The following is a 14,635-nucleotide window of genomic DNA, read 5'->3' on the forward strand; positions in this document are numbered from 1 at the left end:
CTACGGTCGATTCCTGTGGTCGATTCCTGTGGTCGATGTTCATCGGAGTTCGGCGAGGCGGGCGGCCAGGACGGGACCGATGGCGGCCAGGGACTCGGGCCGGGTCATGTCCTCGTGGCCGCAGTGGACGAGGTGCTCCTCGACGCTTCCCGCCACGTGCGGATGCCACAGCCGCGCCGTCAGGCCGTGGCCTTGCGGCTTCCGGGTGGCGCGGAAGAGCAGCAGCGTTCCGTGGAAGACGCCGGGGGTGAAGCGCGCGGCTGCCCTGGTGTTGCGTTCGTAGGCCCGGGTCAGGCGCTCCGCGAGGCCGGCCGACCACTCGGCGTCCGAGAAGCCCGCCATCTCCCCGCGCACCGCCTGGCCGGGCGACCCCGACGGCAGTCCCCCGACGTCGTGCAGCGGATAGGCGTCCAGGACGGCGAGCAGGCCGACCCGCTTGCCCCGGCGCTCCAGCCGCACGGCGATCTCATGGGCGATCAGGCCCCCGACCGACCAGCCGACCAGGTGGTACGGACCGTCGGGGCACACCTCCAGCATCCGGGCGAGGTGGTCCTCCGCCATCTCACCGATGCTGTCCGGACCGTGGGCCGGAGGGTCGGCGACGGCCCGCGACTGCAGACCGATGACCGGACGGCCGGCCGGGATGTGCGCCGTGAGCCCGGAGAACGACCAGGCCAGGCCGCCCGCCGGATGCACGCAGAACAGCGGCGGCAGGCCGCCGCCCGACCGGAGGGGATGCACCGCCTCGAAGTCTCCCCCGGCACCGCGCACCTGGTCGGCCGTCGCGGCGAGCCGGGCCGGCGTGGGCGCCTCGAACAGCTGCCGCAGGCCCACCTCGACGCCGAGGACCGAACGCAGCCGGCTGATCAGCTTGGCCGCGAGCAGGGAATGGCCGCCGAGTTCGAAGAAGTCGTCCTCGACCGAGACCGCCGGCACCCCCAGCACCTCGGCGAACACCCCGCACAGCGCCTTCTCCCGCTCGTCCCGCGGCTCGCGCCCGCCGGCCGTGCCGAGGTCGGGCGCCGGCAGGGCCGCACGGTCGATCTTGCCGTTCGGGGACAGCGGAAGGGCCTCCAGGACGACGATCGCGGTGGGCACGAGATAGCCCGGCAGCGTCGAGGCGAGCTGCCGCCTCAGCGCCGACGGGTCGGGAACGGCGCCGGGCTCGGGCACCACGTGGGCCAGCAGCCGGTCGTCCCGGACGACGGCGGCCGCCTGGGCGACGCCGGGCAGCGCGGCCAGTTCGGCCTCCACGTTGCCGGGCTCGACCCGGAACCCCCGCACCTTGACCTGGTCGTCGGACCGCCCGAGGAAGTGCAGCCGGCCGTCACCGTCATGGCGTACGAGGTCTCCGGTGCGGTACATCCGCGTCCCCGCCGGGCCGTACGGGTCGGCGACGAACCGCGACGCGGTCAGGGCCGGCCTGCCCAGGTAACCGCGGGCGAGTGCCGGGCCGCTGACGTACAGCTCTCCCGGAACACCGGTCGGGACCGGGCGCAGCGAGGGGTCGAGGACGCGCAGTCCGACCCCGTCGACACCCGTGCCGATCGTGGGAGGTCCGTCCGGGTCCAGGGGCTCGCTCATGGTGGCGCAGACCGTGGTCTCGGTGGGTCCGTACGCGTTGAGCAGGCGGACCCGGCCGGCCAGCCGGCGAACGGCGTCGCGGGGAAGCGCGTCGCCCGCGACGGCCAGGGTGGTCAGGGCCGCCAGGCTGTCGTCGGACATCAGCGGCAGGGCGGCCGGGGGCAGGGTCAGATGGCTGACGGAACGCGCCGCGAGCAGTCGTGTCAGCGGGGCGCCCGGCAGCAGTTCCTCCTGCGGGGCCACCACGAGCGCGGCGCCGGCGAGGAGGGCCATGCACAGTTCGGAGAAGGCGGCGTCGAAGCTCGGTGAGGCGAACTGCAGGACCCTGCTGCGCTCGTCCACCGCGAACCTGGCGATCTGGCTCCCGGCGAGCCCGGCGATCCCCGCGTGCGTCACGACGACACCGTTGGGGCGGCCCGTGGAGCCGGAGGTGTGGATGACATAGGCCGGGTGAGCGGGCGTCAGGGCCGCGAGCCGGTCGCCGGGGGCCAGGTCGGCGCCGGACTCCCGGGCGATCCGGGCGGCCGTCTCCGGGTCACCGAGCAGGGCAGGGTCCACGACCAGGTCCGGCCGGGCGTCGTCGAGCACGAGCCGGACGCGCTCGGCGGGGTATGCCGGATCGACCGGGAGGAAGGCGGCACCGGACTTCAGCACCGCCAGCGTCGCCACGACCTGTTCCACGGACCGTGGCAGGCGCAGCGCCACCAGGCCCTCGGGTCCGGCGCCGGCCGCGACGAGGTACCGGGCCAGCCGGTTCGCACGCCGGTTCAGCTCGGTGTAGCTGATCTCGTCGTCGCCGCAGACCAGCGCGGTGCGGTGCGGAGTACGCCGTACCTGTGCCTCGAACAGGTCGGGGAACACCGCCGGCCGGGGACCGGCCGTCCCGGACCGCAGCGTCTCCAGCAGCGCGCCCTCGCCCGGCAGCAGGATGTCGGCCGAGCCGATCGGCGCCTCGGGCCGGACGGCGACGTACCGCAGCAGTCCGGTGAACCGCCCGGCCATGCCCTCGGCCGTGGAGCGGTCGAACAGGTCGCCGCTGTACCGGAGGACACCGCGCATCCCCCGGGCGCCGGTGGCGTCGCGCTCCTCGACCAGATCGAATTCGAGGTCGAACTTGGCGGCGGGCACATCGACCTCGTAGGCCTCGGCCCGGACACCGGCCAGCGCGGGGGGCGCCGCCGAGCCGGTACGCAGCGCGATCATGACCTGGAAGAGCGGGTGACGGGCCGGGGTCCGCTCGGGGTTGAGCGCCTCGACCAGCGTCTCGAAGGGCACGTCCTGGTGGGCGTAGGCGGTCAGCGCGGTCTTGCGCGCCCGCTCGACCAGCTCGGCGAAGCCGGGATCGCCGTGCGCGTCCAGGCGCAGCACCAGCGTGCCGGCGAAGAAGCCCACCAGGTCGTCCAGCGCCTCGTCGGTCCGCCCGGAGACCGGTGTCCCCATGGGGATGTCGGCGCCCGCGCCGAGCCGGACGAGCAACGCCGCGACCGCCGCGTTCATCACCATGAACGTGCTGGCGCCGAGGGTGCCCGCCAGCTCCGTGAGCCGCCGGTGCGTCGTGGCGTCCACGTCGAAGCGGACCGCGCCGCCCCGGTGGCTGGGCACCGCGGGCCGGGGGCGGTCCGCCGGGAGCGTGAGCTCGGCGGGCAGCCCGGCCAGTTCGTCGCGCCAGAACGCCAGTTGGCGCGCCAAAGGGCTGTTCTCGTCGGTCCGGGTGCCGAGGCGGTCGCGCTGCCAGAGCGCGAAGTCGGCGTACTGCACCGGCAAGGGCGGGAACGGGGGTTCACCGCCGTTCGCCCGGGCGCGGTAGGCGGTCGCCAGATCGCGCAGCAGCACCTCGGTGGACCCGCCGTCCGTCGCGATGTGGTGGAACACGAACAGCAGCACGTACTCGTCGGGCCCCCGCACGATCAGGGTCACGCGGACCGGGATCTGCCGGGCCAGGTCGAAGCCGCGGGCGGCGAGGGCGGTCAACTCCCGTGCCAGCGCGGCGTCGTCGGCACCGCGGTGGTCCACGACGTCCAGCTCCGGCCAGCTCCCGGCCACGACCTGCCGCGGCTCGCCGTCACGCTCCGGGAAGACGGTCCGCAGGCTCTCGTGCCGCCGGATCACGTCGCGGACCGCGGCCGCGAGCGCCGTTCGGTCGAGGGCGCCCGACAGCCGCACGGCGACCGGCACGTTGTAGGTGGCGGACGGCCCCTCCAGACGGTTCAGGAACCACAGGCGGCGCTGGGCGAACGACAGCGGGACGGTCCGCGGGCGCGGCATCGGCGCCAGTGGCACGCTCGTGTGGTCCGACTCACCGATGCGGACGGCCAGTTCCTCGACGGTCGGTGCTTCGAAGACGGTCCGCAGCGGCAGGTCGACGCCGTACCGGGCCCTGATCCGGTTGGTGAGCTTCACCGCCATCAGCGAGTGGCCGCCGATGTCGAAGAAGCTCTCGTCCACGCCGACCGCGCCGGCCCCGGCGAGTTCGGCGAAGACCGCGCACAGTTGCTCCTCCAGCGGGGTGCGGGGCTCGCGGCGGGAGCGCTCGCCGGACCCGGCCTCCGGTGCGGGCAGCGCCTTGCGGTCGAGTTTGCCGCTGGACGTCAGCGGCAGCGATCCCACGGTCACGATCACGCCCGGCACCATGTGGTCGGGCAGCACCGAGGCCAGTTCGCGGCGCAGCCGCGCGGGGTCCGCCGAGGCTTCCGGGGCGGGGACCACGTAACCGACCAGCCGCTGGTCGCCGCCGGCCGTGTCACGCACCGCGGCGGCCGCCTCGGCCACGCCCGGCACGCGGCGCAGCGCGGTCTCGACCTCGCCCAGTTCGACGCGGAACCCGCGGATCTTCACCTGGTCGTCCACGCGCCCCAGGTAGTCGATCTGCCCGTCGGTGGTCCAGCGCACCAGATCGGCGGTGCGGTACATGCGGGTCCCCGGCTCGCCGAACGGGTCGGCGACGAAGCGCTCGGCGCTCAGCGCGGGACGGCCGAGGTAGCCGCGGGCGACGCCCCAGCCGGCGATGTACAGCTCTCCGGGGACCCCGGCCGGCACCGGCCGCAGGCGGTCGTCGAGGACGTACACCCGGGTGTGTGTCAGCGGGCGGCCGATCAGCGGCCGGCCCGCGCCGCCGTCCGAGTACCAGGCGGTCGAGTAGACCGTGGCCTCGGTGGGGCCGTAGATGTTCGCCACGGCGCAGCCCGGGACGGAGCGCCGGATCCGCGCCACGACCTCCTCGGTCAGCGCCTCGCCCGCCAGCACCATACGGTCCACCGCCAGCACCGGCTCGTCCACCGCCGGCACCGGCTCGTCCGGGGCCGGCGCCGGTTGCGCCGCGGCCTCCCGCAGCAGCGCCGAGACGACCGACGGCACGCCGCTCGCCAGGCTTCCGGTGAACGGCCGGTCCGCGACCGCCAGCAGGTCCCGCGCCACCTCGATGCTGCCGCCCGCGGCGAGCGGGGCGAAGATCTCGAAGACCGAGACGTCGAAGCTGAGCGAGGTCGCGGCGAGCACCCGGGCCAGGCCGTCGCGCCCGAAGGCGGCCACCGCCCAGGCGACCAGGGCGGCCATGCCGCGCCGGGAGACCACGACGCCCTTGGGCCGGCCCGTGGAGCCCGAGGTGTGGATGACGTAGGCGGCCCGGTCCGGGTGCTGCCCGGCGTCGCCGAGGCGGGCCGGGGAGAGGGCGCCGACCGTGCCGCGTTCCTCCGGGTCGTCCAGGACGAGCCTGGTCACGCCGTGCGCCTCCGGCAGGAGCGCGGCGGCGGCGGACGTCGTCACCAGCAGGACCGGTGACACGTCCGCGAGCACGTACGCGTTGCGCGCCGCCGGGTAGTCGGGGTCGACGGGCAGGTAGGCCGCTCCGGTCTTCAGCACCGCGAGCAGCACGGCGATCGTCTCCGCGGAGCGCGGCACGGCGACCGCCACGAAACGCTCCGGTCCCGCGCCGAGGCCGGCGAGCCTGCGTGCCAGCCGGTTCGCCTCGGCGTCCAGCCGGGCGTAACTCCACTCGGCTCCCTGGCACACCACCGCCACGGCACCGGGCCGTTCGGCGGCGCGGGACTCGAACAGGGCGACCGGGTCCCCGCCGGGCGCGGTGGCGGAGCCGGCCGACGGTGCCGGCAGGGCGTTCCCGTGGCGCAGGAGCCGCTCCCGCTCCCCCGGTTCCAGGATGTCGACGGCCCCGATGCGGACCTGCTGGTCCCGGGCCACGGCCGCCAGGAAACGCACCAGCCGGCCGGTCAGGCGCTCGACGCTCTCCGGGTCGAACAGATGGGTGCGGAACACCACCCTGCCCCGCATCCCGTCGGGCGCCCGGTCCGGCGTCAGCCGTTCGCGCAGCTCGATGTCGAGGTCGAACTTGGCCCGGTCCGGGCGGACTTCGAGGGCCTCGGCGACCAGGCCGGGCAGCGCGAGGTCCGGCTCGACGTTGTTCTGCAGGGTGAGCATCACCTGGAACAGCGGGTGACGTCCCATCGACCGCGGTGGGTTCAGCACCTCAACGAGCCGCTCGAACGGCACGTCCTGGTTCGCGTAGGCGGTCAGGCTGTTGCGGGAGACCCGCTCCAGGAGGCCGGCGAAGGCGGGGTCCCCGCCGGTGTCGACGCGGTGGACCAGGGTGTTGACGAAGAAACCGACCAGGTCGTTCAGGGCCGCGTCGCCGCGCCCGGCGATCGGGCCGCCGAGGGGGATGTCGGTCCCGGCGCCGAGCCGGGTCAGCACCGCGGCCAGTGCGGCCTGGAGCACCATGTAGAGGCTGACGTTGTGGCGGCCGGCCACTTCCCTGAGTCCGGCGTGCAGTTCCCGGGGGACGGTGAACGTGGTCACCGCGCCGGCGTGGTCGGCGACCGCCGACCGGGGGCGGTCCGTCGGCAGCGCCAGCTCGGCGGGCAGCCCGGCCAGCGTCTCGGTCCAGTAGGCGGTCTGACGGGCGAGCTCGCCGGCCGGGTCGTCGTCGGCGCCCAGCAGCGACCGCTGCCAGAGGGTGTAGTCGGCGTACTGCACCGGCAGCGGGGTGAAGTCGGGGGCGCGTCCGGCGATCCGCGCGGTGTACGCGGTGACCAGGTCGCGGGCCAGCGGAGCCATCGACCAGCCGTCCGCCGCGATGTGGTGCACCACGACGAGCAGTACGTGCTCGTCCGCACCGGTCCTGAACAAGGTGGCCCGGATCGGCACCTGGTGTGCGAGGTCGAAGCCCTCGGCGGCGGCCTCGGCGAGCACCCGGGTGAGATCCGCTCCGGCGGCCCGCGTCGGCGGCAGTTCGACGGCCACGTCGTCGAGGACGACCTGGCACGGTTCTCCGTCGCTGTCGTGGAAGACGGTGCGCAGGCTCTCGTGCCGCGCGACGACGTCCTGGAGCGCGGCCTCCAGACCGGGCCGGTCCAGCGATCCGGTCAGGCGCAGCGCCATCGGGATGTTGTAGACGCCGGTCGGTCCTTCGAGGCGGTGCAGGAACCACAGGCGGCGCTGGGCCGGGGACAGCGGGACGACCGCGGGGCGCTCGGCCGCCGTCAGCGGCGGCCTGCCGGCCCGCTCCGCGGACGCGATCACGCGTGCCAGGTCACTGACGCGGGGCGTCTCGAAGACGGCCCGTACCGAGAGTTCGGCGCCGAAACCCGAACGGACGGCGTTGACCAGGCGGATGGCGAGCAGCGAGTGGCCGCCGAGGGCGAAGAAGTCGTCGTCGGCACCGACCCGCGGCACCCCGAGGACCTGCCCGAACAGCGTGCACAGCTGTTCCTCGTACGCGTCGCCCGGGGCCCGGCCCGATGCCTCGCCGGCGAAGTCGGGCGTGGGCAGCGCGGCCCGGTCCAGCTTGCCGTTCGCGGTGACCGGGAGGGCGTCCAGGACCACGAACATGGACGGCACCATGTAGTCGGGCAGCCGCCCGGAGAGGTGGCCGCGGAGCAGCCGGCCGAGCCCGCCGGACTCGCGGAACGTCACCGGGCTGTTGATCAGCGGGCCGGTCCGGGTCTTCGCAGGGGCCTGGGGCGGCCGGGTCGGGACCGGCATGTCGTCGGGGAACGTCCCGGTGTCCAGCAGGAGGTGGTCGAGCGCGCCGTGGCCGGCGTCCGTCGCGGACCAGGTGGTGACCGTACGGAAGCCGTGCCCGGCGGCGAACCTCTCGACGTCGGCGGGGTCGACGCCCGCCGGCCGGGCGAGTGCCGCGCGGACCTCGTCGAGGCTGTCACCGGCGAACAGCACCTGTGCGGCGGCGGCCTCGTGGGCGACCCGGCGGTTCGGCACCCCGACCAGGCGCAGCGCGGTGGGCCGTTCGCGCTCCAGCAGAGCGGCGATCCCCGCGAGACCGCCCGCCTCGGTCCACGGCACCGGGCGGGCGTCGACCGGTGTGACGGTCCTCTTGTGCAGCACGACGTCGTAGCGGTACCGGCTCAGCTCGTTGTGGAACTGCGCGCGCTTGACGCGGACGTCCACGCAGCCGACGTCCGGGAGGACGTCGCCGAGGGTGTGGAAGTACTCGGGAGCGACCAGGAGTTCCTTCTCGCGTACCACCCGGCGGTCGACGGCACGCCGCAGTGCCGCGGCGTCGCCGGCCGTCGCGCCCGCGGCCTCCACGGCGGTGTGGAACGGCCTCAGCAGTCCCAGGTGGCGGATGTCGCCGAGGAAGACCGCGCCGCCGGGAACGAGCAGGTCCACCACCTGGCGCAGGACCGATTCCAGGTACCCGGCGTTCGGGAAGTACTGGACGACGGAGTTGACGATCACCGTGTCGAAGAACCCCGTGGGCAGGCCGGACATGTCGTCGGCGCCCTGCCGCCGCAGCCGCACCACGTCCGCCAGCTCCGGCCGGGCCGCGACCTCACGGCGCAGTGTCCCGATCGCCTCGGCGGAGAAGTCGGTGCCCCAGTACGCCTCGCAGCCGGCGGCGAGCTGCGAGAGGATCAGACCGCTGCCGACGCCGATCTCCAGCACCCGGCGGGGCGTCAGGGACCTGATGCGCCCGACCGTGGCGGCCTGCCACTCCGTCATCTGCTCCTCGGGGATCGGCTCGCCGTCGTAGCTGCTGTTCCACCCGGAGAAGTCCGCGCCGAACGCGGCCCGCGGCGCGGCGCCGTACATCGTGTCGTAGATCTGCTGCCACTCGGCGACCTGCGCGCGCTTGCCCTCCTCCAGCCGGTTCTCCTGCCCGGCCCAGTCCGGCACCACGTAGCCGACGAGCCGGGTCTGCCCGGTGTGGTCCTCGCGGGCCACCACCTCGGCCTGGGCGACCGCCGGGTGACGGCTCAGTTCGGCGGCCACCTCGCCCGGTTCGACCCGGAAGCCGCGCACCTTGACCTGGTCGTCGGCGCGGCCGGCGAACTCCAGTTGCCGCGCGCGGTTCCAGCGGCCGAGGTCGCCGGTGCGGTACATCCGGGTGCCGGCGGGGCCGTACGGCGAGGCGACGAACCGCTCCGCGGTCAGGCCGGGGCGGGACAGATAGCCTCGCGCCAGGCCCGCGCCCTCGATGTAGATCTCGCCGGCCACTCCCGGCGGGACCGGGCGCAGCCGCTCGTCGAGCACATGGATCCGGGCGCCCGCGAGCGCGTGGCCGAGGGGCAGCCGGCTGCCGGCGGTGTACGGCGCGCCGACCTCGGACTGCGCGGCGCACAGGGTGGTCTCGGTCGGTCCGTAGAGCTGCCGGAAGACCACGCCGGGGCAGGCGCGCAGCAGGTTCTCGACGGCGGACGGCGGGACCACGTCGCCGCCGGCCAGGACCTCGGACACCCCGGCCAGGCACTCCGGCGCCTCCTCGGCGACCAGCCGGAACAGGCCGGCGGTGAAGTGGACCGAGGTGATCCGCTCGGTTTCGATCAGCCGCGCCAGATCGTCGACGCCGAGCCTGCCACCGGGGGCGAGGACCACGCAGCCGCCCTGGGTGAGCGGGACCCACAGTTCGTAGTCGGAGATGTCGAACGCGTAGGGAGCGTGCATCAGCACCCGCTCGTGCCGGCCGCTGTGCCAGCCGGGGTCCTCGACGAGGGCGAGCAGCCCGGAGTGCGGGACCGCGACGCCCTTCGGCGTGCCCGTCGACCCCGAGGTGTACATCACGTACGCCAGCTGCCCGGGGTCCGTGACGCCGGGCGGCGGGACGGCCGCCGGACCGGCCGGCGGGTCCGACGGCGTGACGAGCAGGACCTGCCGGTCCCCGGCCACGTCATGGATGTCGCCGCCACCGTCGGCCAGCACCAGGCCGACGTCCGCGTCGTCCAGGATCCACCGGAGCCGCTCCGCCGGATACGCCTCGTGCAGCGGGACGTGGACGCATCCCGCCTTGAGCACGCCGAGGACGGCCACGACGAGTTCCGGCGAGCGTTCCAGGAACACCCCGACCGGGGTCTCGGGCCCTGCCCCGGCGGCGGCGAGACGCTCCGCGACCGCGTCGGACCGCGCGTCGAGCTCCTGGTACGTCAGGGCGCGCGGCCCCGCCTTGACGGCGACGGCCCGTGGCCGGGACCGCACCTGGTCGCGGATGAGGTCCAGTACGGTGCGCCGCGGCGGAGCGGGGAAGGAGCCGCGGGCGGCCAGCCACTCGCGTTCGGAGTCCGACAGGACGTCGAGGGCGCCGATCCTGGCCTGCGGGTCGGCGGCGAACGCCTCCAGCACGGCCACGAGCCGGTCGGCGATCTCCGCGACGGTCCCGGTCTCGAACAGGTCGACGGCGAACTCGACCGCTCCCCCGATGCCCAGCGGCCGGCCGTCCTCGCCGAACCGCTCGCGCAGGTTGAACGCGAGGTCGAACTTGGCGGACACCGCGGCGTCCGGCTCGACCGCGGCGTCCAGGCCGGGGAAGTCCAGCGTGGCCGCCGCGTTGTTCTGCAGGGCCAGGAAGACCTGGAAGAGCGGGTGCCGGGCCGGCGAGCGCACCGGGTTGAGCACCTCCACCAGCCGCTCGAACGGCACGTCCTGATTGGCGTAGGCGGCCAGGTCCGTCTCCCGGACGCGGGCCAGCAGCTCGGCGACGGTCGGGTCGCCGGAGGTGTCCGTCCGCAGCACGAGGGTGTTGACGAAGAAGCCGATGAGGTCGTCCAGAGCGGCGTCGGTGCGCCCGGCGACCGGTGTGCCCAGCGGGATGTCGCAGCCGCCGCCCAGCCGGGTGATCAGGGAGGCGACGGCGGCCTGGAGGACCATGAACAGGCTGACCCCGTGTTCCCTGGCGAGGTGCAGCAGGCGCCCGTGCAGCCGGGCCGGGACCCGTACCTCGACCGTGCCGGCGGTGGAGCCCAGCACGGCCGGCCGGGTGCGGTCGGCCGGCAGGTCCAGGTCCAGCGGCACACCGGCCAGTGCCCGCTTCCAGAACTCGGTCTGCCGGGCTATGGGGCTGTCGGGGTCGTCCTCCGTCCCGAGCAGGTCCCGCTGCCACAGCGTGTAGTCGCTGTACTGCACGGGCAGCGGACGCCAGTCGGGCGCCCGTCCGTCGACGCGCGCCGCGTACGCCGTCGCGAGGTCACGTGACAGGGGGAGCATCGACCAGCCGTCGCCCGCGATGTGGTGCATGACCAGCAGCAACAGGTGCTCGGCCGGGGCGGCTTCGAAGACGTGGACCCGGATCGGCAGGTCGGCGGCCAGGTCGAAGCCGCGTCGGGCGGTCTCGGCCGCGGCGGTGCGTGACACCTCCTCGCCGAGCGGGAGGAACTCGACCAGCGGCCGGGCGTCCTCCGCTTCGACGATCCGCTGCGCCGGGACCCCGTCGGCCTCGGCGAACAGGGTGCGCAGCGGCTCGTGGCGCGACACGAGGTCGTGGACGGCGGCGGTCAGCGCGTCGCGGTTGAGGTCGCCGCGGACCCTGATCACCCGGGAGACGTTGTAGGCGGAGGCGCCGGGGTCCATCTTCTGCAGGAACCACAAGCGCTGCTGTGCGTAGGACAGCGGGACGGCCGCGGGACGGTCCTGGGCGCGGCGCAGGGCCGTGCGCGCGCGGCCGGCGCCGGCCAGCCGCGCGGCCAGTCCCCCGGGCGTGGCCGTCTCGAAGACGGCGCGGATCGGCAGCTCGACGCCGAAGGCCGCGCGGACCCGGCCGACCAGGCGGGTGGCCAGCAGGGAGTGCCCGCCGAGGCGGAAGAAGTCGTCGTCGGCTCCGACCCGTTCGAGGCCGAGCAGCTCCGCGAAGATCGCGCACAGGATCTCCTCCTGCGGCGTGCGGGGGTCGCGTCCGGTGCGCCCGCCGGCCAGGTCCGGTGCCGGCAGTGCCGCGCGGTCCAGCTTTCCGCTGAAGGTCTGCGGGATCGCGTCCAGGCTCACCACGGCGGTGGGGACCATGTGTTCGGGCAGCACCCCGGCCGCCCCGCGCCGGATGCCGGCGGGGTCGGGTGCCGCGCCGGCCTCGGGCACGACGTACCCGACGATGCCGGGTCCGCCCGGCAGGTCGTCACGCAGCACCGCGACGGCCGCCAGCACCCCGGGCTGTTCGGTCAGGACCGCCTGGATCTCGCCGAGTTCGATCCGGAAGCCGCGCAGCTTCACCTGGGCGTCGGCACGTCCGACGTACTGGAGCTGTCCGTCCGGCCGCCAGTACGCCACGTCTCCTGTCCGGTACATCCGCCCTCCGGGCGGGCCGAACGGGTCGGCGACGAAGCGTTCCGAGGTCAGCCCGGGGCGCCCCAGGTAGCCGCGGGCGAGGAGGGGGCCCGACACGTACATCTCGCCGGGGACGCCGACGGGTGCCGGGCGCAGCCATGCGTCGAGGACGTAGATGCCGGTGTTCCAGTACGGCCGGCCGATCGGGACGGGGCCGCCGGGCAGCTCGGTGCCCGCGGGGATCCGGTGTTCCGCGCAGTTGACCGTGGCCTCGGTGGGACCGTAGGCGTTGATCAGCTCCACGTCGGGGTGGGCCGCGCGCCACGCGGTGACGGCCTCGCCGTACAGCGCCTCGCCGCCGAGCATGAGGGTGTCCGAGGGCGCGAAGCCGGCCGGGAGTTCGTCGAGGATCGGCAGATGGCTGGGGGTGGCCTTCAGGAAGCCCGGTGGGGAGGGGGCCTCCTGGGGCTGTGTCCCGGCGAGGTCGAGCACACCGACGCGGACGCTGCCGCCGCCCACCAGCGGCGGGTAGATCGAGGTGACGGTGGCGTCGAAGGAGATCGACGCGTGCAGCAGGGTGCTGCCGGTCGCGCTGGGTCTGCCCGCGGCCGGGTAGGCCGCGCCGGCCCAGGAGGCGTAGGCGGCCAGCGCCGCGTGCGGGACGCCGACGCCCTTGGGGCGTCCGGTCGATCCCGAGGTGTAGATGACGTAGGCCAGCTGCTGCGGTCGCGGTGACGCGGGCGGTGGCGTCGGCTCGTCGGCGGCGAGCCGGCGGGCGGTGCCGGGGTCGTCGAGCAGCAGCACGGGTGGGCAGGACCGCGGCAGCCGGCCGGCGAGGGAGGCCACGGTGACCACGACGGCCGGGCGGGAGTCGTCGAGCAGGTAGGCGATGCGCTCGGTGGGGTAGTCGGCGTCGACGGGGACGTAGGCCGCGCCGGACTTCAGGGCCGCCAGCGGTGCCGCGACCAGATCGGCCGTCCTGGGCAGCATCACCGCCACGAACCGCTCCGGTCCGGCGCCCCGCTCCGCCAGGATCGCGGCGAGCCGGTCGGTCCGGGCGTCCAGTCGGGCGTAGGTCAGCGTTTCGGGGCCGCAGATCACCGCCGCGGCGTCGGGGGTGGCCGCCGCCTGGGCGCGGAAGCGGTCGACGACGCCTTCGAAGGGGACGTCGCGCGGGGCGCCGTTCCACTGGCGCAGCACCAGGTCGCGTTCGGCGGCGTCGGTCAGCTCGGCCCTGGACAGGGCCAGGTCCGGGCGGCGCGCGAACGTGGTGAGCAGTCGGGTGAACCGGATCGCGATCGCGTCGGCCGTGGCACGGTCGAACAGGTCCGACCGGAAGTCCAGACGGCAGCGCAGTCCGGCGGGCTCGCCCGTGTCGGTGAACCGCTCGTGGATGTGCACCGCCAGATCGAAGCGTGCCACCGGGAGCTGCCGCTGCTCGGCCGTGACCGCCAGGCCCGGCAGCTCCGGCGTCACCGCCGTGTTGTTCTGCACGGCCAGCAGCACCTGGAACAGCGGGTGACGGGACGTCGAACGCCGCGGGTTGATCGCCTCCACCAGCCGCTCGAACGGCACGTCCTGGTGGCTCAGGGCGCCCAGGGCGAACCGGCGGACCCGGCCGACGAGGTCGGCGAAGGCCGGGTCGCCGGAGGTGTCGGCGCGCACCACCAGGGTGTTCACGAAGAACCCGACCAGGTCTTCCAGCGCTTCCTCGGTGCGTCCGGCGACCGGGACGCCGATCGGGATGTCGTCTCCGGCGCCGAGCCGGGTCAGCAGGGCGCTGAGGCCCGCGTGGAGCACCATGAACATGCTGGCTCCGCGCTCGCGGGCCAGCGCGGCGAGACCGCGGTGGGTGTCCGCGTCGATGTCGAACGGCACGGAGCCGCCCTCGCGCGCCGACCGGGTACCGCGCGGACGGTCGAACGGCAGCGCCAGTTGGTCCGGCAGGCCGGCCAGCGCGGTCCGCCAGTGGGTGAGCTGCCGGGACAGGCGGCTCGACGGGACGTCCTCGTCGCTGAGGAGATCCCGTTGCCAGAGCGCGTAGTCGGCGTACTGCACCGGCAGCGGCTCCCAGCCGGGCGCCGATCCGTTCCGGCGGGCGGTGTAGGCGGTGGCGATGTCGCGGGCCAGGGGGGCCATCGACCAGCCGTCGCCCGCGATGTGATGGACGACCAGCAGCAGCACGTGCTCGGCGGGGCCGAGTTCGAACAGGGTGGCTCGCAGGGGGATCTCCCGCGCGAGGTCGAACGGCCGCGCCGCGGCCTCGTCGAGGAGCCGTTCCAGTTCGCCGGCGCCGGCCGGCACGACCGGCAGCCCGATGTCCCGCGCCGGTTCCAGGATCACCTGCTCCGGCTCGCCGTCGTGGTCGTGGAAGACCGTGCGCAGCGCCTCGTGCCGCTCCACCAGGTCGGTCAGGGCCGCCCGCAGCGCGGCGCGGTCCAGCTGACCGCTCAGCCGCACCTGGAGCGGGAGGTGGTAGGCGACGCCGCCCTCCCCCATCTGTTCCAGGAACCACAGCCGGCGCTGCGCGAACGAGAGCGGGATCATGCTGTGC

General features: G+C 74.7%; 1 protein-coding gene. It reads right to left on the reverse strand.

The window, feature by feature from the left end; genetic code table 11:
• Nucleotides 1–39 precede the first annotated feature (39 nt).
• Nucleotides 40–14,628 carry a non-ribosomal peptide synthetase gene (locus ACZ3IG_RS08740; RefSeq protein ID WP_467430219.1) on the reverse strand — a complete coding sequence of 4,863 codons (14,589 nt, stop codon included), beginning with the start codon at nucleotides 14,626–14,628 and terminating at the stop codon, nucleotides 40–42.
• Between the last annotated feature and the right edge of the window lie 7 nt (nucleotides 14,629–14,635).

The organism is Streptomyces sp. NPDC016677, from assembly GCF_055562815.1.